The sequence below is a fragment of the Enterobacter cloacae complex sp. ECL411 genome (assembly GCF_021869665.1).
GTDB lineage: Bacteria > Pseudomonadota > Gammaproteobacteria > Enterobacterales > Enterobacteriaceae > Enterobacter > Enterobacter intestinihominis.
The window spans coordinates 324,653-344,269 of sequence record NZ_CP091486.1; the positions used below are offsets into that span (position 1 = coordinate 324,653).

Annotated in this window: 18 protein-coding genes; 14 read left to right on the forward strand and 4 right to left on the reverse strand. The window is 55.1% G+C overall.

The window, feature by feature from the left end; translation table 11 throughout:
• Nucleotides 1-136 precede the first annotated feature (136 nt).
• Nucleotides 137-1,120, reverse strand: coding sequence for a quinone oxidoreductase (locus L3069_RS01565; RefSeq protein WP_022646744.1), 984 nt, complete (start codon nucleotides 1,118-1,120; stop codon nucleotides 137-139).
• Between the two features lie 66 nt (nucleotides 1,121-1,186).
• On the opposite strand from L3069_RS01565, the gene dnaB reads away from it, so the two are divergent.
• From dnaB to L3069_RS01605, 8 genes are all read left to right on the forward strand, one after another.
• Nucleotides 1,187-2,599 carry a replicative DNA helicase gene (gene dnaB, locus L3069_RS01570; protein WP_003860298.1) on the forward strand — a complete coding sequence of 471 codons (1,413 nt, stop codon included), beginning with the start codon at nucleotides 1,187-1,189 and terminating at the stop codon, nucleotides 2,597-2,599.
• A gap of 16 nt (nucleotides 2,600-2,615) precedes the next feature.
• Nucleotides 2,616-3,695: an alanine racemase gene (gene alr, locus L3069_RS01575; protein ID WP_100167817.1), complete on the forward strand. Its 1,080-nt coding sequence runs from the start codon at nucleotides 2,616-2,618 to the stop codon at nucleotides 3,693-3,695.
• Nucleotides 3,696-3,716: 21 nt separating this feature from the next.
• Nucleotides 3,717-4,274 (forward strand): nicotinamide riboside transporter PnuC, encoded by a 558-nt coding sequence (pnuC, locus tag L3069_RS01580; protein WP_038415071.1) that lies wholly within the window; start codon nucleotides 3,717-3,719, stop codon nucleotides 4,272-4,274.
• The gene (locus L3069_RS01585; protein WP_038415072.1) at nucleotides 4,271-5,284 is read left to right on the forward strand and encodes an AAA family ATPase; all 1,014 of its coding nucleotides are present in this window, start codon (nucleotides 4,271-4,273) and stop codon (nucleotides 5,282-5,284) included. The genes pnuC and L3069_RS01585 overlap by 4 nt, the downstream gene beginning before the upstream one ends.
• 71 nt (nucleotides 5,285-5,355) lie before the next feature.
• The gene (gene tyrB / locus L3069_RS01590; protein ID WP_023305262.1) at nucleotides 5,356-6,549 is read left to right on the forward strand and encodes an aromatic amino acid transaminase; all 1,194 of its coding nucleotides are present in this window, start codon (nucleotides 5,356-5,358) and stop codon (nucleotides 6,547-6,549) included.
• A gap of 266 nt (nucleotides 6,550-6,815) precedes the next feature.
• Nucleotides 6,816-7,529: an acid phosphatase AphA gene (aphA, locus tag L3069_RS01595; RefSeq protein WP_003860292.1), complete on the forward strand. Its 714-nt coding sequence runs from the start codon at nucleotides 6,816-6,818 to the stop codon at nucleotides 7,527-7,529.
• Between the two features lie 112 nt (nucleotides 7,530-7,641).
• On the forward strand, nucleotides 7,642-8,058 hold the full coding sequence (locus tag L3069_RS01600; protein ID WP_038415073.1) for a secondary thiamine-phosphate synthase enzyme YjbQ: 417 nt from the start codon (nucleotides 7,642-7,644) through the stop codon (nucleotides 8,056-8,058).
• 2 nt (nucleotides 8,059-8,060) lie between these two features.
• Nucleotides 8,061-8,414 (forward strand): MmcQ/YjbR family DNA-binding protein, encoded by a 354-nt coding sequence (locus tag L3069_RS01605; RefSeq protein ID WP_006810472.1) that lies wholly within the window; start codon nucleotides 8,061-8,063, stop codon nucleotides 8,412-8,414.
• A 3-nt stretch (nucleotides 8,415-8,417) separates the two neighbouring features.
• Here L3069_RS01605 and uvrA read toward each other — a convergent pair whose 3' ends face one another.
• The gene (gene uvrA, locus L3069_RS01610; RefSeq protein WP_003860287.1) at nucleotides 8,418-11,240 is read right to left on the reverse strand and encodes an excinuclease ABC subunit UvrA; all 2,823 of its coding nucleotides are present in this window, start codon (nucleotides 11,238-11,240) and stop codon (nucleotides 8,418-8,420) included.
• A gap of 251 nt (nucleotides 11,241-11,491) precedes the next feature.
• Between uvrA and ssb1 the strand changes: the two genes are divergently transcribed.
• A complete protein-coding gene (gene ssb1 / locus L3069_RS01615) occupies nucleotides 11,492-12,016 on the forward strand; it encodes a single-stranded DNA-binding protein SSB1 (RefSeq protein ID WP_003860284.1) in 525 nt (174 codons plus the stop codon).
• Between the two features lie 60 nt (nucleotides 12,017-12,076).
• Here ssb1 and L3069_RS01620 read toward each other — a convergent pair whose 3' ends face one another.
• Complete coding sequence (locus L3069_RS01620; protein WP_022646751.1) at nucleotides 12,077-12,358, reverse strand: YjcB family protein; 282 nt, start codon at nucleotides 12,356-12,358, stop codon at nucleotides 12,077-12,079.
• Nucleotides 12,359-12,789: 431 nt separating this feature from the next.
• Between L3069_RS01620 and L3069_RS01625 the strand changes: the two genes are divergently transcribed.
• Nucleotides 12,790-14,190, forward strand: a complete 1,401-nt coding sequence (locus L3069_RS01625; RefSeq protein WP_032621426.1) for a sensor domain-containing diguanylate cyclase — start codon at nucleotides 12,790-12,792, stop codon at nucleotides 14,188-14,190.
• Between the two features lie 265 nt (nucleotides 14,191-14,455).
• A complete protein-coding gene (locus tag L3069_RS01630; protein ID WP_038415076.1) occupies nucleotides 14,456-16,021 on the forward strand; it encodes an EAL domain-containing protein in 1,566 nt (521 codons plus the stop codon).
• Between the two features lie 6 nt (nucleotides 16,022-16,027).
• Here L3069_RS01630 and soxS read toward each other — a convergent pair whose 3' ends face one another.
• Complete coding sequence (soxS, locus tag L3069_RS01635; RefSeq protein WP_003860277.1) at nucleotides 16,028-16,354, reverse strand: superoxide response transcriptional regulator SoxS; 327 nt, start codon at nucleotides 16,352-16,354, stop codon at nucleotides 16,028-16,030.
• A 98-nt stretch (nucleotides 16,355-16,452) separates the two neighbouring features.
• Here soxS and soxR point away from each other — a divergent pair, with 98 nt between their 5' ends.
• From soxR to ghxP, 3 genes are all read left to right on the forward strand, one after another.
• Nucleotides 16,453-16,911 (forward strand): redox-sensitive transcriptional activator SoxR, encoded by a 459-nt coding sequence (gene soxR, locus L3069_RS01640; protein WP_038415077.1) that lies wholly within the window; start codon nucleotides 16,453-16,455, stop codon nucleotides 16,909-16,911.
• A 310-nt stretch (nucleotides 16,912-17,221) separates the two neighbouring features.
• A complete protein-coding gene (locus L3069_RS01645) occupies nucleotides 17,222-17,893 on the forward strand; it encodes a glutathione S-transferase family protein (RefSeq protein ID WP_022646756.1) in 672 nt (223 codons plus the stop codon).
• A 297-nt stretch (nucleotides 17,894-18,190) separates the two neighbouring features.
• A complete protein-coding gene (gene ghxP, locus L3069_RS01650) occupies nucleotides 18,191-19,540 on the forward strand; it encodes a guanine/hypoxanthine transporter GhxP (protein WP_022646757.1) in 1,350 nt (449 codons plus the stop codon).
• Nucleotides 19,541-19,617: the final 77 nt, after the last annotated feature.

Below are 19,617 nucleotides of genomic sequence, written 5' to 3' on the forward strand. Positions count from 1 at the left end.
TAGAACAGAATAGGATTTACTTATCGAATCTGTCACTATGGCTGCCGCTAAAGAATTCATCGAGCTGTACCCTACATACAGCCGAACTAAAAAAAAGAAAGGGCTTCCCATGGGAAGCCCAATTTCTTTTTATGGCTCAGGGAATTAACAGACTTGAGCCCTGGGTTGCCCGGCTCTCCAGCACCTCATGCGCACGTTGCGCATCGGTCAGCGGATATTTCTGCGCTTCTGCCACATCCACTTTGATCACCCCGCTGGCGATCAGCGAGAACAGCTCGTTGCTGGCTTCCTCAAGTTCTTCCCGATTAGTGATGTAACCTTGCAGGGAAGGGCGGGTGACATACAGTGACCCTTTCTGATTCAGAATGCCCAGGTTTACGCCGGTGACAGCCCCGGAGGCGTTACCGAAGCTCACCATCAGCCCGCGACGTTGCAGGCAGTCCAGCGAAGATTCCCAGGTGTCTTTCCCCACCGAGTCATACACCACGCGTACCTTTTTGCCGCCAGTGATCTCTTTCAGCCGCTCAACGATGCTCTCTTCCCGGTAGTTGATCACCTGCCATGCGCCCGCGTCCAGCGCGCGCTGCGCTTTTTGCGCGCTGCCTGTGGTGCCGATCAGCTTCGCCCCCAGGGCTTTCGCCCACTGGCAGGCAATCAGCCCTACGCCACCTGCGGCTGCGTGAAACAGGAATTGCTCGTCAGGCTTAATTTCGTAGGTTTTGCGCAGCAGATAATAGACCGTCAGCCCTTTCAGGAATGAGGCGGCAGCCTGCTCGAAGCCGATCGCATTTGGCAGAAGCGCCGCTTTCTCGGCCGGAACGTTATGGATGGAGCTGTAAGCGCCCAGCGCCGACTGCGCGTACACCACGCGATCGCCTTCCTTAATGTGCTTAACCGCGCTGCCCACTTTGCTGACGATACCGGCCGCCTCGGTGCCCAGTCCGCTCGGCATCGACGGAGGCGGATAGAGACCGCCGCGAATATAGGTATCGATGTAGTTAATGCCGATCGCTTTGTTTTCAACCTGGATTTCGTTCTCGCCAGGTGCTGTGGGGGTAAACTCCACGGCTTGCAGTACGTCTGGCCCGCCATGTTTCTGGAACTCAATGCGTGTTGCCATGCTCCCTCCGTTAGAAAATTATGGTAATCTTTCGACCCACTCTTTATCTCGGTAACTCCATTCACTATGGCAGGAAACAAACCCTTCAACAAACAGACTGAACCCCGTGAACGTGATTATCAGGTCGCCGGGTTAAAAGTCCCGCCGCACTCGATTGAAGCGGAACAGTCGGTGTTGGGCGGTTTAATGCTGGATAACGAACGTTGGGACGACGTCGCCGAGCGCGTTGTTGCGGAAGACTTCTATACCCGCCCGCACCGCCACATCTTTACGGAAATGGCGCGTTTGCAGGAGTCGGGCAGCCCGATCGACCTGATTACACTCGCAGAATCGCTGGAGCGTCTGGGACAGCTCGACAGTGTCGGCGGGTTTGCCTATCTGGCAGAACTGTCAAAAAACACGCCAAGTGCCGCGAACATCAGCGCTTACGCTGATATCGTCCGTGAACGTGCCGTTGTCCGCGAGATGATCTCGGTGGCGAATGAGATCGCCGAGGCCGGTTTCGATCCCCAGGGGCGCACCAGCGAAGATCTACTTGATCTTGCCGAGTCCCGCGTCTTTAAAATCGCCGAAAGCCGTGCGAACAAAGACGAAGGTCCGAAAAACATCGCCGATGTGCTCGACGCCACCGTTGCGCGTATTGAGCAGCTTTTCCAGCAGCCGCACGATGGCGTGACGGGGGTGAACACCGGTTATGACGATCTCAACAAGAAAACGGCAGGTCTTCAGCCATCGGATTTGATTATCGTCGCGGCGCGTCCGTCGATGGGTAAAACGACATTTGCGATGAACCTCGTCGAAAACGCGGCGATGTTGCAGGATAAACCGGTTCTTATCTTCAGTCTTGAGATGCCCTCAGAACAGATCATGATGCGTTCTCTGGCATCCCTGTCCCGCGTGGATCAGACCCGCATCCGTACCGGTCAGCTCGACGATGAGGACTGGGCGCGGATCTCCGGCACCATGGGGATTTTGCTGGAAAAACGGAACATCTATATTGATGACTCCTCCGGCCTGACGCCGACGGAAGTGCGCTCCCGCGCGCGCCGTATCGCCCGTGAACACGGTGGCATCGGCCTTATCATGATTGACTACCTCCAGCTGATGCGTGTTCCGTCGCTTTCCGACAACCGTACGCTGGAGATTGCCGAAATTTCCCGCTCGCTCAAAGCGTTAGCCAAAGAGCTGCACGTGCCGGTGGTGGCGCTGTCGCAGCTAAACCGTTCTCTGGAACAACGTGCAGACAAGCGCCCGGTCAACTCCGACCTGCGTGAATCCGGCTCCATCGAGCAGGATGCCGACTTAATCATGTTCATCTACCGTGATGAGGTTTATCACGAGAACAGCGATCTGAAAGGGATCGCCGAAATTATTATTGGTAAGCAACGTAACGGCCCCATCGGTACGGTACGTCTGACCTTTAACGGCCAGTGGTCGCGTTTCGACAACTATGCCGGTCCTCAATATGATGATGAGTAATTTCTAAGGAATTCAAATGCAAGCGGCAACTGTTGTGATTAACCGCCGCGCTCTGCGACACAACCTGCAACGTCTGCGAGAACTGGCGCCCGCCAGTAAGCTCGTTGCAGTCGTGAAAGCGAACGCTTACGGACACGGTCTTCTTGAGACCGCGCGAACGCTCCCCGATGCCGACGCTTTTGGCGTCGCCCGTCTCGAAGAAGCTCTCCGCCTGCGCGCAGGTGGAATTACGCAACCGATTCTGCTCCTCGAAGGCTTTTTTGAAGCCTCGGACCTGCCGACCATTGCCGATCAGCACCTGCACACGGCGGTGCATAACGAAGAACAGCTGGCCGCGCTGGAAACGGCCGAACTGAGCGAGCCGGTCACCGTGTGGATTAAGCTCGACACGGGCATGCACCGCCTGGGCGTGCGCCCGGAGAATGCCGAAGCGTTTTATCAGCGGCTGTGCCAGTGCAAGAACGTGCGTCAACCGGTGAATATCGTCAGCCACTTTGCCCGCGCCGATGAGCCTGAATGCGGCGCAACGGAACAGCAGCTTGATATCTTCACCACCTTCTGCGAAGGCAAACCGGGGATGCGCTCCATTGCGGCGTCCGGCGGCCTTCTGCTGTGGCCGCAGTCGCACTTCGACTGGGCGCGTCCGGGGATTATCCTGTATGGCGTTTCCCCGCTTGAGAACAAACCCTGGGGACCGGACTTCGGCTTTAAGCCGGTGATGTCGCTGGTTTCAAAGCTGATTGCCGTGCGTGAGCACAAAGCAGGGGAGCCGGTAGGTTACGGCGGCACCTGGACGAGTGAGCGCGACACGCGGCTTGGCGTGGTAGCGATGGGCTACGGCGACGGCTATCCACGCGCCGCGCCAACGGGTACGCCGGTACTGGTCAATGGTCGCGAAGTGAAGATTGTCGGCCGTGTGGCGATGGACATGATTTGTGTCGATCTGGGACCCGACGCGCAGGATAAAGCGGGGGACGATGCGGTGATGTGGGGCGAAGGCCTGCCGGTAGAGCGTATTGCTGAAATAACAAAAGTGAGTGCTTACGAACTTATTACGCGCCTTACCTCAAGGGTAGCGATGAAATACGTCGACTAATCACAGTATCCGGGAAGGGATATGTCACCATCTGAAATGGCTGCTTGTCTGGCCTATGCGCTCTCTGTCTGGCTGGCGGCCAGAAACAATATCAACACGTGGTGGATCGGTATTCTCGGCAGCGGGCTATACGCCTGGGTCTTCTATTCAGTGCAGCTCTATGCCGATGTTACCCTACAGCTCTTTTTCATTATCACGAGCATAACGGGTTGGGTGCACTGGCTGAAAGGAAACCGCGGAGAGGTATTGCCGGTGCGGCGAACCCGCCCCAGACATTTTCTCCTTCTGCTGGCCTGTGCCGTGGCAGTAGCGGCGCTGTACGGGCTTTTATTGCATCGGTATACCAACGCCTGGGCGCCCTGGCTGGACTCCATTATTTTAACCTTCAGCATCCTGGCGCAGTTCATGCTAATGGGCCGACGCCTGGAGAACTGGTACGTCTGGCTTGCCGTCAATACCCTTGCCGTGCCGCTGTATGCGATGAGGGGCCTGCATTTGACCGCGGTTCTGTATCTGGTGTTCTGGTTTAACGCCTGGCACGGTTTATATCAATGGCGTAAGGAGATCCGCGCGCGATGAAACCTTACGCAGAGGGTCTGATTGTCGGCAAGTTCGCGCCCTTACACGCAGGACATGAATTGCTTATCAACGCTGCGCTTGCCCGGTGCGAGACGGTATTTATCATCAGCTATTCGCTACCGGAAATGCCGGGGTGCGAACCCGAAAAGCGCCTTCAGTGGCTACAGACGCGTTTCCCGCGGTGTCGTCACCTGGTGTTTTCGCCAGAGATCGCGGCGGGCCATGATATTGAACCGCCGCCGCCCAACGACGCAGATGCCGATCGCCACCGACACTACGTGGCTACCCTGTGCGAACGCTTCTTTCACTGCCGACCGGACGCCGTATTCACTGCGGAGGATTACGGCGATGGCTTTGCCCGCGTATTAAGCCAGCGTTTTGGCAAACCGGTCACGCACGTGCGGCTTCAGCGCCCGGAGGGCCCTGATGCGCCCTCAGGCACGCTTATTCGCTCTGATGTTCATCGCTACCGCGAGATGCTCTCGGCGGAGGTTTACCGGAGTTTTGTCTTTCGAATTTGCTTATTGGGCGGCGAGTCGACGGGCAAAAGCACGCTTTCCCGGGCGTTGGCAGCAGCGCTTAACGCGCCCTATGTCGCTGAGTTCGGGCGCGAATACTGGGAAGAAAAGAACGGAGTACTGGAATGCGACGATCTCCTGCATATTGCGCGCGAGCAGGTGCGGCGTGAGGACGCAGCCAGCACGGCGCCTTATCTGATTTGTGATACGTCGCCCTTAACCACGCTGTTTTATACCCTCGACCAGTATGGCTCGGCGCCTCAGGCGCTGCACGACTTAGCCGGGCGGGACTATTCGCTGGTTGTACTGTGCGGCGATGAATTTCCCTTTGTACAGGACGGTACCAGGCAAGGCGCAGCGTTTCGCCGCAGGCAGCAGTCGTGGTATATCGCTGAACTGGCGCGCCGAAATATCCCGTATTTACGCGTCACAGGGTCGACGTCTGAACGTATCGAACAAATTCGTGGGCATATCCAGAAACGGTTTTCATAACCTTCTCGACCTTCTCCTGCTTCCGGTTTATTGTTGAAAATCCTGCCTCATAATAATCCGGAGAACATCGCGTGTTTCAGAAAGTAGACGCCTACGCCGGCGACCCTATCCTCTCCTTGATGGAGCGTTTCAAAGAAGATCCTCGCAGCGACAAAGTGAACCTCAGCATCGGTCTTTATTACAACGAGGACGGCATCATTCCTCAACTGAAAGCCGTTGCCGAAGCCGAAGCGCGTCTTAACGCAACCCCGCACGGGGCTTCGCTTTATCTGCCGATGGAAGGGTTAAATACCTACCGTAATACCATTGCGCCGCTGCTGTTTGGTGCGGATCACGCGGTGCTCGCGCAAAAGCGCGTGGCGACTATCCAGACGCTGGGTGGCTCGGGTGCGCTGAAGGTAGGCGCAGATTTCCTGAAAAAGTACTTCCCGGATTCCGGCGTGTGGGTCAGCGACCCGACGTGGGAAAACCACGTGGCCATCTTTGAAGGCGCGGGCTTTAAGGTTGCGACCTATCCATGGTTCGACAGCGAAACCAACGGCGTACGCGTTGATGCGCTGCTGGAAAAACTGAACACCCTGCCGGAGCGCAGTATCGTATTGCTGCATCCGTGCTGCCATAACCCGACCGGTGCGGACCTCACCAATGCCCAGTGGGATGCGGTGATCGAGGTACTGAAGGCGCGTAACCTGATCCCGTTCCTCGACATCGCCTATCAGGGCTTTGGGGCGGGCATGGAGGAGGACGCCTACGCCATTCGCGCGATTGCCAGCGCGGGTCTGCCTGCGCTGGTCAGCAACTCTTTCTCAAAAATCTTCTCCCTCTACGGCGAGCGCGTCGGCGGTCTGTCCGTGGTGTGTGAAGACGCCGAAGCCGCGGGACGCGTACTCGGTCAGTTGAAAGCGACGGTCCGCCGTATTTACTCCAGCCCGCCGAATTTTGGTGCGCAGGTGGTCGCGACCGTACTGGGCGATGATCAGCTGAAAGCCACCTGGCTTGCGGAAGTGGAAGGCATGCGTAAGCGCATCCTGTCGATGCGTCAGGAGCTGGTTAACGTTCTGAAAGAGGCCGTGCCTGGACATAACTTTGATTATCTTCTCAAGCAGCGCGGGATGTTCAGCTATACCGGACTGAGCGCAGCGCAGGTCGATCGCCTGCGCGAAGAGTTCGGTGTCTACCTGATCGCCAGCGGCCGTATGTGTGTGGCGGGGCTGAATGCCGGCAACGTCCAGCGCGTGGCGCAGGCGTTTGCATCCGTAATGTAAGTATTCACTTACTTGCATGCTATATGTAGGCCGGGTAAGGCGCAGCCGCCACCCGGCTTTTTTGTTCGCGCCGGGCCAGTCATTGCCCGGCGGTGCTTCGCTTACCGGGTCTACACGTTTCTTCTGCGCTTTGTGATCGTCTTCTTTTTATTCAGCTTCATAAGTAAAAACTCCTTTTCTTCCCCTCCCGCTGGGGTTATGGTCGGATAGTTTTGGACCATCCGCTCAAAATAAAAAGATAACAAACTGAATATTCAGGGGAAAACATGCGCAAGATCACACTGGCGCTCAGCGCCGCCTGCTTATTGTTCTCGCTTAATAGTACCGTTGTTGCGCGGGCTTCTGCACCCACGCCGCTTTACACCGGTACCACCGCCGCCATTCTTGCCGAACAGGCCCCCATTCACTGGGTTTCAGTGGCACAAATCGAAAACAGCCTGACGGGTCGCCCGCCGATGGCCGTGGGCTTCGATATTGACGATACCGTTCTCTTCTCCAGCCCCGGTTTCTGGCGCGGCAAAAAAACGTACTCCCCGGACAGCGAAGCCTATCTGAAAAACCCGGAATTCTGGGAAAAGATGAACAACGGCTGGGATGAGTTCAGTATCCCGAAAGAGGTTGCCCGCGCGCTGATCGCCATGCACGTAAAGCGCGGCGACAGCATTTACTTCGTGACAGGACGTAGCCAGACCAAAACCGAAACCGTCTCGAAAACGCTACAGGATGATTTTCTGATCCCGGCGGCCAGCATGAATCCGGTCATTTTTGCCGGGGACCAGGAAGGGCAAAACACCAAAACCCAGTGGCTGGAAAAGAAAAATATCAAGGTGTTCTACGGTGATTCAGATAACGACATCACCGCGGCGCACGACGTGGGAGCAAGAGGCATCCGGGTGTTACGCGCCTCGAACTCCACCTACCGACCGCTGCCAATGGCCGGTAAATTTGGCGAAGAGGTGATCGTTAACTCCGAATACTGATGCATTAACGGCGGGGTGAATGCTTTTTTAAGCAAATCTCGCCGCGCGGGTTTTACCTTTCGCTTTCTTGCTGCACACTTAGAAAGATTCATCTTTCAACACGGAGCAGCACATGTGGTATCAACAGACCCTGACCTTAAGCGCAAAACCACGCGGATTTCACCTGGTGACGGACGAAGTCATCGGGCAAATCCGCGACCTGCCGCGCGTCAAAACGGGTTTGCTGCATCTGCTGCTTCAGCACACGTCTGCTTCTCTCACGCTCAATGAAAATTGCGATCCCACCGTCCGGTCTGACATGGAGCGGTATTTTCTGAAAACCGTCCCGGATAACGCCCCGTATGACCATGATTACGAGGGGGCGGATGATATGCCTTCGCACATCAAATCCTCTTTGCTGGGGGTCTCGTTGATGCTGCCGGTCCACAACGGACGGCTGCTGCTGGGAACGTGGCAGGGGATCTGGCTGGGAGAACATCGCATTCACGGTGGTTCGCGTAAAATTATCGCAACGCTACAAGGGGAATAAAGATGACAATTTCGGAGATACTTCAGTACTGCATGAGCAAGCCGGGCGCAGAACAGAGCGTTCACAGCGACTGGAAAGCCACGCAGATCAAAGTGGGTGATGTGTTGTTCGCGATGGTAAAAGAGGTTGAGGGACGTCCTGCGGCATCGCTGAAAACCAGTCCTGAACTGGCCGACTTACTGCGCCAGCAGCACGATGATGTCAGGCCAAGCAAGCATCTGAATAAAGCACACTGGAGTACGGTGTTTCTCGACGGCTCGCTGCCAGATTCGCAAATTTACTACCTGGTAGATGCGTCGTATCAACAGGCGGTAGAACTGCTGCCGGAAACGATCCGACAGCAGCTCTCCGTGTAACGATTACAGCAACGGTTTGAGGAAGCGCGCGGTGTGCGAGGCTTCGCACTCTGCAACGGTCTCTGGCGTACCGGAGACGAGGATTTCACCGCCGCCGCTGCCGCCTTCCGGGCCGAGATCGACAATCCAGTCCGCGGTTTTAATCACGTCCAGGTTGTGCTCAATCACCACGATGGTGTTGCCCTGATCGCGCAGCTGGTGCAGCACGTCCAGCAGCTGCTGGATATCCGCAAAGTGCAGGCCGGTGGTCGGCTCATCCAGAATATACAGCGTCTGACCGGTACCGCGTTTGGACAGCTCACGCGCCAGCTTCACGCGCTGCGCTTCACCGCCGGACAGCGTTGTCGCTGACTGCCCCAGACGAATATAGGTCAGACCCACATCCATGAGGGTTTGCAGCTTACGCGCCAGCGCAGGGACGGCGTCAAAGAACTCGCGTGCCTCTTCGATGGTCATATCCAGCACTTCGTGGATGGTCTTGCCTTTGTACTTAATCTCCAGCGTTTCGCGGTTATAGCGCTTGCCTTTACACTGGTCGCACGGCACGTAGATATCCGGCAGGAAGTGCATCTCAACCTTGATTACGCCGTCGCCCTGGCACGCTTCACAGCGGCCGCCGCGCACGTTAAAGCTGAAACGTCCTGGCGTGTAGCCGCGCGAACGCGCTTCCGGTACACCCGCGAAGAGTTCACGGACGGGCGTAAAGACGCCAGTATAGGTCGCCGGGTTGGAACGTGGGGTGCGGCCAATCGGGCTCTGATCGATATCGATAACCTTGTCGAAATGCTCCAGCCCCTGAATGTCGCGGTACGGTGCAGGCTCGGCCAGCGTCGCGCCGTTCAGCGCCGTCTGCGCAATCGGGAACAGCGTATCGTTGATCAGCGTCGATTTACCGGAACCGGACACGCCGGTGATGCAGGTAAACAGCCCGACAGGCAGCGTCAGGGTCACGTCTTTCAGGTTGTTGCCGCGCGCCCCGGTTAGCTTCAGCACTTTTTCCGGGTTCGCCGCCACGCGCTGTTTTGGCACTTCAATTTTGCGCTTGCCGCTCATGTACTGGCCGGTCAGCGACTCGGGCACCGCCATAATGTCTTTCAGCGTCCCTTCTGCCACCACCTGTCCGCCGTGCACGCCAGCGCCCGGGCCGATGTCGATCACGTGGTCTGCGGCGCGAATGGCGTCTTCGTCGTGCTCAACCACAATCACCGTGTTGCCAAGGTTACGCAGGTGAACCAGCGTGCCGAGCAGGCGTTCGTTGTCGCGCTGGTGCAGGCCGATAGACGGCTCATCCAGTACGTACATCACGCCGACTAAGCCCGCGCCAATCTGGCTCGCCAGGCGGATACGCTGGGCTTCACCGCCGGAGAGCGTTTCAGCCGATCGGGAAAGCGTCAGGTAGTTCAGGCCGACGTTCACGAGGAACTTGAGGCGATCGCCGATCTCTTTCAGCACTTTTTCGGCGATTTTCGCGCGCTGGCCGGAGAGCTTCAGGTTGTTGAAGAAGTCCATTGCGTGACCGATGCTCATGTCTGAGATGGTCGGCAGCGCCGTGTTTTCAACAAACACGTGACGCGCTTCGCGACGCAGACGTGTACCCTCGCAGGTGGCGCAGGAGCGGTTGCTGATGAACTTCGCCAGCTCCTCGCGCACCGCGCTGGATTCGGTCTCTTTGTATCGGCGCTCCATGTTGTGCAGCACCCCTTCGAACGGGTGGCGACGCACGGAAGTGTCACCGCGATCGTTCATGTACTTGAACTCGATGTTCTCTTTGCCGGAACCGAACAGGATCACTTTATGTACGTTCGCGCTCAGGCTGGCCCACGGGGCTTCAACGTCGAACTTATAGTGCTCTGCCAGCGATTTCAGCATCTGGAAGTAGTAAAAATTACGCTTATCCCAGCCGCGAATGGCGCCACCCGCCAGCGACAGCTCCGGGTTCTGGATCACGCGGTCCGGGTCGAAATATTGCTGAACGCCGAGGCCGTCACAGGTCGGGCACGCGCCCGCTGGGTTGTTGAACGAGAACAGGCGCGGTTCCAGCTCGCGCATGCTGTAGCCGCAAATCGGGCAGGCGAAGTTGGCGGAGAAGAGCAGCTCTTCCGCTTTCGCATCGTCCATGTCTGACACCACCGCCGTGCCGCCCGACAGTTCCAGCGCCGTTTCAAAGGATTCCGCCAGACGCGTCGCCAGATCTTCACGTACCTTAAAGCGGTCAATCACCACTTCGATGGTGTGTTTCTTTTGCAGCTCCAGCTTTGGCGGATCGGACAGGTCACACACTTCGCCATCGATACGGGCGCGGATATAGCCCTGGCTTGCCAGGTTTTCCAGCGTTTTGGTGTGTTCACCCTTACGCTCTTTAATGATTGGCGCCAGCAGCATCAGGCGTTTGCCTTCCGGCTGAGACAGCACGTTATCCACCATCTGGCTGACGGTCTGGGCCGCCAGCGGAACGTCATGATCCGGACAACGCGGCTCGCCCACGCGCGCATACAGCAGACGCAGGTAGTCATGGATTTCGGTAATGGTACCGACCGTAGAACGCGGGTTATGCGATGTGGATTTCTGCTCAATGGAGATAGCAGGAGACAACCCTTCAATGTGGTCGACATCCGGTTTTTCCATCAGCGACAGGAACTGACGCGCGTACGCCGAGAGCGATTCAACGTAACGACGCTGTCCTTCGGCATACAAAGTGTCGAAAGCCAGTGAGGATTTGCCAGACCCCGAAAGCCCGGTCACGACGATGAGTTTGTCGCGAGGGATTATGAGGTTGATATTCTTGAGATTGTGGGTGCGGGCGCCCCGAACTTCGATCTTATCCATTCACCTTTCCCGGTTGGAACACGGATTGCCTGATTTGTTTGAAGGACAAACGGCTGTCAGAAACGGCTAATTATGACACAAAATGACCTGTTTGAATATACAGTATTGGAATGCATTTTCTGATTCACTGTGTAACAATGTCGAGTCCGCGAGAGAACTCTGGAACATGCTACGCAACTATCAAAGTGTCGCATGGAAATGGTACACTCGCGCGTTTACACTATTAAGAAACGTATTCAGGAGACACGAACATGGCCAGCAGAGGCGTAAACAAGGTGATTCTCGTCGGTAATCTGGGCCAGGACCCGGAAGTACGCTACATGCCGAGTGGTGGCGCAGTTGCCAACATTACGCTGGCTACTTCCGAATCCTGGCGTGATAAAGCGACCGGTGAAATGAAAGAGCAGACCGAATGGCACCGCGTTGTGCTGTTTGGCAAACTGGCTGAAGTGGCCGGTGAGTATCTGCGTAAGGGTTCTCAGGTCTATATCGAAGGCCAGCTGCGTACCCGCAAATGGACCGATCAATCCGGTCAGGAAAAATACACCACGGAAGTGGTGGTCAACGTAGGCGGCACCATGCAGATGCTGGGTGGTCGTCAGGGCGGTGGCGCACCGGCAGGTGGCGGCCAACAGCAGGGCGGTTGGGGTCAGCCTCAACAGCCTCAGGGCGGCAATCAGTTCAGCGGCGGCGCGCAGTCTCGTCCTCAGCAGCAGTCTGCTCCGGCACCGTCTAACGAACCGCCAATGGACTTCGACGACGATATCCCGTTCTGATATCCAGACGCGTGAAACACAAAAAACCCAGACAATGTCTGGGTTTTTTATAACAGGCTATCAGGTAATCACCATCGGCCAGTCTGGCGGAGTGTGGCTCATGGCTTCAACCATCACCACTTTAATGTTTTCCCAGACGGCGGCCATATCCACCAGCGTAATGCCGAGCAAACCTGTCGCGAACCAGCATGCGGCACCCAACCCTAACAGGGTGCTAATCACAGCAAGACCTGCGTAGTCGGACTTTCGGAACTGAATGTTTAACGTGCTGGCCAGGAACATCAAAACCGCGCTCAACAACGGCCAGCGCAGGAGCACCATGCTGGTGGTAATGGTTGCCATAAAACCCATCCTCGACAAAACAGACGAACTGGAATGAAACAATGTTTCTCGTTACATAAGATGTGTGAACTATATCACATTTGCTGTTTTATTCGCCAGTATCGTATGAGGTAAAAGTGGGTTTATAACCGGGGAAAATATATCGTACTCGCTCAGATCGGCGCTTAGCCGGAATTTTTATTTTTAATTCATTCAGATAGCAAAACCTTTGCAAAACACCCTCGGCTGTATAGCGTTTACAGCAGTATGTCTATGGATTATGCTTGTGTGGAACAATAAATGTACCCGCAAAAATAATTCATCACATTGAATTATTTGGATTTTTATTCTTTTTTAACACTCAGCATACTCTTTGATTTCGTGGTCTTATTCTTTTATTCAGATATGAGTTATTGCGGTTGCTCTCTCGATTAATGACCTGCGAAAAGATAATGAAAGAAAAAAGACGCGAGATTATTAACGACAGCATGCAGGCTCTGCACGCCCTGGCGAAGCTGATGCCACAACTCAACGCGCAGTGTTCGCCGGTTGAAATGCTGGAAATCATCAACAGCGCACTGGGGGCAAATCTCTCGTGGGTCAGTGTCGAATCCGCAGACGGGCCGCGCGTGGTTTGTGCCGGCGACGTGACGTGTCACGCCTTCAACGTGGCGGATTTTCTTGCCAGCACCCTGTTGCAGCGGCATCACCGCGCCTGGCGCGTTATCTACTGGAAAGAGCATATTGGCCGGGCGGTATTTTCCCCTCAGCACCCGGGCTATGCGCGACTGCAAAGCGGCGTGCTGTGTAAACTCTCAGCGCATGGCAGACAGTGCAGTGGTTATTTCTTTTTGGCTTTTAATGAAAAACTGACCTCGTTACCGATATTGAAAAATATCGTGGTGGTATTGGTCGAGAAGCTAAAAGATTATTTTGATGACATCATCGTGCGGGAAAAAACAGCGCAAGAGATGCAGCGCGTCGTCACGCAATATAAAACTTTATTTGAACGTGCTCCGGTATTGATGAACGCCTTTGACAGACATAACCGGTGTGTATTGTGGAACGCCGAATGCGAAAAAGTCTTTGGCTGGAGTATGACTGAAATCGGCGAGCACCCCGATCCGTTGGCCCTGTTTTACCCGGATCCCGAGGAGCGACAGCGCGTGCAGGAGTCGGTTCGTTTCGCACCACTTAAGGATATGTACGAATGGCACCCGGTGCGTAAAGACGGGACGCCGTTAACCATCCTCTGGTCAAACATCCTTTTACCGGATAACTCCATTCTCAATATTGGCCTCGATATCACCGAACGTAAAAAAGCAGAACAGCAGCTGACCGTCAAAGCCACCACGGACGATCTGACGGGCTGTCTGAATCGCTCGACAATTTTACAGCGGCTCAAAATGGCGCTGGCTGCCAGTTCGCCGCAGGATGTCAGTAGCCACTTCTGTCTCCTGATGTTCGATCTCGATTATTTCAAGCAGATCAACGATCGGTGGGGACATCAGGTTGGCGATGCGGCATTGATTCACTTTTGCGACCGTATTCGCGAGGTGAGCCCGGCCGGGTCGGCACTGGGACGGGTAGGAGGCGAAGAGTTTGTTCTTCTGCTGGCGCGTACGGATGGTATGGCCGCTACGTTGCTCTCTTCCCGGCTGCGTGCCGCGCTGATCTCAAAACCGCTGCGTGTGGGCGATAAAACGCTGGTACTCTCTTTCAGCGCCGGGGTGGTTGAAGTCTGTCAGGGGCAACGGGATACTTCTGCCATACTGATGCGTGCCGATCAGGCATTATATGACGCCAAGCGTACGGGAAGAGGAAAAACGGTTCTGGCGTCTGATTATTTATAAATCAGCATAAGAACAAAGAGCAGGCTATTTCAGCCAACAAATTTTCCACACCTGTCGCGGGTAATTATTATCCTTATCAGAAACGAAATGAATACTTTTAGTTTGGCTTACGGGAAAATATTATCGGCATCACGAATTTTAGGATTTTTAATACCAAAAGTCAGTTGCTAACTTCCCATGATTCATGCAACGTAATCACCTGTTTATCAAAGCAGCCGGTCTTCATTGCTACAGGCGTACAACATGCAGGGATACAGAGCGGGAAATGAATCGTAGCGCGCGGCGCAAAATGCTCAAAGCGGTCGGGATTATCATGGTAGTTATGCTGCCGGTGATGCTTGCGCTATGGTTTGCCCAGCTTAGAGCCGTGTCGGAAATCAGCGCTCAGCTGCGCACGTTTGCTGAACTTGCTTTAAACAAAACTGAACGGGTTATTCAACAGGTTGATATGGCCCGGGAAGACGCAGAAAAATATCAGGGTAAAGTGTGTACGCCGGAGCATCGTCAATATATGTTGAACGTTTCCCGCGGTCGCCTTTTTGTTGCCGATTTAATTTATGCTGAAGGCCAGGACTTTCTCTGCTCGACCCTTTTTACGCCGGATCATCCTTACATCATCCCCGCTGCCAATTACACACGTAAACCCGACGTTGCTATCTATTATTTTCGCGATACGCCATTTTTTAATGGTTATAAAATGATATATATGCAGCGCGGAAATTATGTCGCAGTGGTCAACCCGCTTTCGTACAGTGAGGTGATGTCAGACGATCGTTCCCTGTCGTGGGGAGTGTATGACACCGTCAGCAATGCATTCTTTTCTGTGAGTCAGAAAGCCAATATTTCTTTATTGCATTCGATGCTCCGACATCAGGAAACGACTTTTCAGAAAGATGACCGTTTTTATACGATCGTAAAATCAGAGCAGAGGCCCATTGCGGCCATCGTTTCAACCTCCAATGCCCGTTTTTATAAAACGCTTTATCATCAGGCTACTCTGACGCTACCGCTGGGGATGATTTGCAGCATTATTATTTTGCTGGTGTGGTCGCGAACACACCGTGAATTCAATTCGCCTGGCCGACTTCTGCACCGGGCGCTGAATAAACGCCAGCTGTGCGTCCATTATCAGCCCATTATTGATATAAAAAATAACCAGTGCGTGGGAGCAGAGGCGTTGTTGCGCTGGCCAGGATTCAACGGTCAGGTTATGAGCCCGGCGGAATTTATTCCCCTGGCCGAAAAAGAGGGGATGATTGCGCGCATTACGGATTACGTCGTGGAGGAGGTGTTCACCGATCTGGGCCATTTTCTTGCCGCTCACCCCGATCTGTATGTCTCGATTAACCTGTCGGCGTCAGATTTTCACTCTTCGCGTCTTATTGCCCTGATCTCCGACAAAGCCCGCTTTTACTCGGTTCGCGCGCAGCAAATAAAAATTGAGGTGACGGAGCGGGGGTTTATTGACGTGCCGAAAACCACGCCGGTCATTCAGGCGTTTCGCCAGGCGGGGTATGAAGTGGCGATTGATGATTTCGGAACCGGCTACTCTAACCTACATAATCTCTATTCGCTGAACGTCGATATCCTGAAAATCGACAAATCTTTTATCGATACCTTAACCACCAACAGCACCAGCCACCTGATTGCCGAGCACATCATTGAGATGGCGCAAAGCCTGCGGCTGAAAACCATTGCGGAAGGGGTCGAGACGGGGGAGCAGGTGAGCTGGCTGCTGAAGCGTGGCGTGCAGTATTGTCAGGGATGGCACTTCGCGAAAGCGATGCCGCCCCAGGCATTTATGGCCTGGCAGCAGCAACCCTTGCGTTAACACGCATTAATTGAGCTGATGGCGGTAGTCGCTCGGCGTACGGTCAAACTCGCGGCGGAAGACGCGGGAAAAGGTCTGCTGCGACACATAGCCCAGATCCATTGCGATATCAAAAATGGGCCGCTGCGTTGAGCGTAACGCCTGCGCCGCCAGCAGGAGCCTGCGCTGGCGAATGTAGTCACCCAGCGTTTGATGCATTACGGTGCGGAACATTCTCTGTAAATACCATTTCGAATAGCCCGACTTCTTAGCGACCACATCAATGTTCAACGGCTGGTCGATATGTTCATCAATCCATTCAATAAGCGTCTGAATAATTTGCTGATGCGACATAAGGTTACCCCTCTGTGGAGACATCTGTCCTGGTTGATTCGTCGTTTTCTCTGCGGGGGAGTATAATTCCTCAAGTTAACTTGAGGTAAAGAGGTTTTATGGAAAAGAGATTACCGCGCATCAAAGCGCTGTTAACCCCCGGTGAAGTGGCGAAACGAAGCGGCGTGGCGGTGTCGGCGCTCCACTTCTATGAAAGCAAAGGGTTAATAAAAAGTATCCGTAACGCCGGAAACCAGCGGCGCTATACCCGCGATGTGCTCCGCTACGTGGCGATTATTAAAATTGCGCAACGTATCGGCATCCCCCTGGCTACCATCGGCGACGCGTTCGGCGTATTGCCGGAAGGGCACTCGCTGAGCGCGAAAGAGTGGAAGCAGCTGTCGTCCCAGTGGCGAGAAGAACTGGAACGTCGTATTCACACGCTGGTGGCCCTGCGCGATGAACTGGATGGCTGTATTGGTTGCGGGTGTTTATCACGTAGTGATTGTCCGCTGCGTAACCCGGGTGACAGGTTGGGCGAGCAGGGAACAGGGGCGCGGTTGCTGGAGGAGGATTGAAAGGTGTTTGCCGGGTAAGGCGCAGCCGCCACCCGGCAACAAGCATAAAGAACTAAAGCGCCACTAAGGGCGCTTTAGTTTTTTCCGGTCTTTGTCTTTCTCTCTATCCCGCTGGCTCACGGGAGGGTTTCCCCCGACATCAGTACTCCTCGTGTCGAGCTTATGGAGGAGGTTCCGGTTTGTACTGACACTTTAATTCTATGCCCGGCCGCCGTTTTTGCCACCGGAGATGATGAGATTTTAGCCGAATTTTTTTCGTGAAGTTGTTCAGTTTTCTATAGTTAAAAAGTATGAATCACCGGAGAACATCATGCTAACGGTCCACCACCTTAACCAGTCTCGTTCCCATCGCGTCCTCTGGGCGCTGGAAGAGCTGGGTCTGACATATGAGATTGTGCGCTACCAGCGCGAAAAAACCATGCTCGCACCAGACGCGCTCAAAAAAGTGCATCCGCTGGGAAAATCCCCGGTACTGGAAGATAACGGACTGGTTCTGGCTGAATCAGGCGCGATTCTGGAATATCTTCAGGAAACGTACGATTCGGCGTCACGATTCAAACCGTTAGATCCCGCTCATAAAGTGCAGTATCGCTTCTGGCTGCATTACGCCGAAGGATCTTTGATGCCGCTGCTGTTAATGAAGCTGGTATTTAACAGCCTCGGCAAACCCCCCGTCCCGTTTGGCCTGCGCACGCTGGGTAAGGCGCTGGGGCAGGGGGTGCAAAAAGCGTATCTCAACCGCCAGCTGGAAACGCATGCGCGCTTTATTAACGATCATCTTGCCGAAAACAGCTGGTTTGCCGGCGACACGCTGACCATGGCTGATATCCAGATGAGTTTTCCCCTCTTCGCCCTGCTGGCGAGAGGCGGCATCGACAATCTCGACCACATAGCGGCGTGGAAACAGAGAGTGGAGGCACGTCCGGGCTGGCAGACAACGCTTGCGAAAGGCGGCCCGCTGACGATACCCGGCGGGGGATGAAATGTAACGAAATTGCGCATGGACGATAACGTTTGCGCATCCTCTGCTTAATTCTTCATCGTCATGAGGCAATTTTAGCGAAAAACGAGAAAGTTCAGTTGAAAAGGGCGGGTATTAGGCTAGATAATCGTTTGCCTACATTTGACCATCCGTTTTGTAAGCGCGGAGCTAAACGTTTGCTTTTTTTGTGACGCCCCTTTCGTCGCAAACGCAGCACAAGGATTTGACGTTTCGCTGGCAGTGGAGTCTCCACCACGCTTACGGACTTTCAATAAAAATTTTCAGGGGATGTTTTCTATGTCTACGCCATCTGCGCGTACCGGCGGTTCACTTGACGCCATGTTTAAAATTTCTGCTCGCGGCAGCACCGTGCGCCAGGAAGTTGTTGCCGGTCTGACGACGTTTCTGGCGATGGTGTACTCCGTCATCGTGGTGCCGGGCATGCTCGGCAAAGCGGGCTTCCCGCCAGCGGCGGTCTTCGTTGCCACCTGCCTGGTTGCGGGTGTGGGTTCGATTGTGATGGGCCTGTGGGCGAACCTGCCGCTGGCGATCGGGTGCGCCATCTCCCTGACCGCGTTTACCGCCTTCAGCCTGGTGCTGGGCCAGCATATCAGCGTCCCCGTAGCGCTCGGCGCGGTGTTCCTGATGGGTGTTCTGTTCACCGTGATCTCTGCTACCGGCATCCGTAGCTGGATTTTGCGCAACCTGCCGCAGGGCGTGGCGCACGGCACCGGTATCGGCATCGGCCTGTTCCTGCTGCTGATTGCCGCCAACGGCGTGGGTCTGGTCATCAAGAACCCGCTGGACGGCCTGCCGGTTGCGCTGGGTAACTTCGCGAGCTTCCCGGTAATTATGTCGCTGGTGGGTCTGGCGGTGATCATTGGCCTGGAAAAACTGAAAGTGCCGGGCGGCATTCTGCTGACCATTATCGGCGTGTCCATCGTCGGCCTGATTTTCGACCCGTCCGTTCATTTCTCCGGGATTTTCGCCATGCCGTCGCTGAGCGATGACAACGGTAACTCCCTGATTGGCAGCCTGGATATTGTGGGCGCGCTGAACCCGGTGATCCTGCCAAGCGTGCTGGCGCTGGTAATGACCGCGGTGTTTGACGCCACCGGGACCATCCGCGCGGTGGCGGGGCAGGCTAACCTGCTGGACAAAGACGGCCAGATCATTGACGGCGGCAAAGCGCTGACCACCGACTCCCTGAGCAGCGTTTTCTCTGGCCTGGTGGGTGCAGCGCCAGCGGCAGTGTACATTGAGTCCGCAGCGGGTACGGCGGCAGGCGGCAAAACCGGCCTGACGGCTATTACCGTTGGCGTACTGTTCCTGCTGATCCTGTTCCTCTCTCCGCTCTCTTATCTGGTGCCAGCTTACGCGACCGCACCTGCGCTGATGTACGTTGGCCTGCTGATGCTGAGCAACGTGGCGAAAATCGACTTTGCTGACTTTGTTGATGCCATGTCCGGCCTGATCACCGCGGTCTTTATCGTGCTGACCTGTAACATCGTGACCGGCATTATGATCGGTTTCGCCTCGCTGGTGATTGGGCGTCTGGTCTCCGGTGAGTGGCGCAAGCTGAACATCGGTACCGTTGTCATCGCCGTTGCGCTGGTGGCGTTCTACGCGGGCGGCTGGGCAATTTAAGTTATCCATTGATGCGAAAACGGGTGGCTCAGGCCGCCCGTTTTTATTTTCAGGACTCATCCCGTTGTCTTTTACGT

Excerpts from the sequence above, each read along its gene's own strand:
- soxS (WP_003860277.1), bottom strand. The coding sequence starts at position 16,354 with ATGTCGCATCAGCAAATTATTCAGACGCTTATTGAATGGATTGATGAA.
- L3069_RS01625 (WP_032621426.1), top strand. The coding sequence starts at position 12,790 with ATGAAAGAAAAAAGACGCGAGATTATTAACGACAGCATGCAGGCTCTG.
- aphA (WP_003860292.1), top strand. The coding sequence starts at position 6,816 with ATGCGCAAGATCACACTGGCGCTCAGCGCCGCCTGCTTATTGTTCTCG.
- L3069_RS01645 (WP_022646756.1), top strand. The coding sequence starts at position 17,222 with ATGCTAACGGTCCACCACCTTAACCAGTCTCGTTCCCATCGCGTCCTC.
- L3069_RS01565 (WP_022646744.1), bottom strand. The coding sequence starts at position 1,120 with ATGGCAACACGCATTGAGTTCCAGAAACATGGCGGGCCAGACGTACTG.
- soxR (WP_038415077.1), top strand. The coding sequence starts at position 16,453 with ATGGAAAAGAGATTACCGCGCATCAAAGCGCTGTTAACCCCCGGTGAA.
- pnuC (WP_038415071.1), top strand. The coding sequence starts at position 3,717 with ATGTCACCATCTGAAATGGCTGCTTGTCTGGCCTATGCGCTCTCTGTC.
- uvrA (WP_003860287.1), bottom strand. The coding sequence starts at position 11,240 with ATGGATAAGATCGAAGTTCGGGGCGCCCGCACCCACAATCTCAAGAAT.
- L3069_RS01600 (WP_038415073.1), top strand. The coding sequence starts at position 7,642 with ATGTGGTATCAACAGACCCTGACCTTAAGCGCAAAACCACGCGGATTT.
- ghxP (WP_022646757.1), top strand. The coding sequence starts at position 18,191 with ATGTCTACGCCATCTGCGCGTACCGGCGGTTCACTTGACGCCATGTTT.
- alr (WP_100167817.1), top strand. The coding sequence starts at position 2,616 with ATGCAAGCGGCAACTGTTGTGATTAACCGCCGCGCTCTGCGACACAAC.
- ssb1 (WP_003860284.1), top strand. The coding sequence starts at position 11,492 with ATGGCCAGCAGAGGCGTAAACAAGGTGATTCTCGTCGGTAATCTGGGC.
- L3069_RS01630 (WP_038415076.1), top strand. The coding sequence starts at position 14,456 with ATGAATCGTAGCGCGCGGCGCAAAATGCTCAAAGCGGTCGGGATTATC.
- L3069_RS01605 (WP_006810472.1), top strand. The coding sequence starts at position 8,061 with ATGACAATTTCGGAGATACTTCAGTACTGCATGAGCAAGCCGGGCGCA.
- L3069_RS01620 (WP_022646751.1), bottom strand. The coding sequence starts at position 12,358 with ATGGCAACCATTACCACCAGCATGGTGCTCCTGCGCTGGCCGTTGTTG.
- dnaB (WP_003860298.1), top strand. The coding sequence starts at position 1,187 with ATGGCAGGAAACAAACCCTTCAACAAACAGACTGAACCCCGTGAACGT.
- L3069_RS01585 (WP_038415072.1), top strand. The coding sequence starts at position 4,271 with ATGAAACCTTACGCAGAGGGTCTGATTGTCGGCAAGTTCGCGCCCTTA.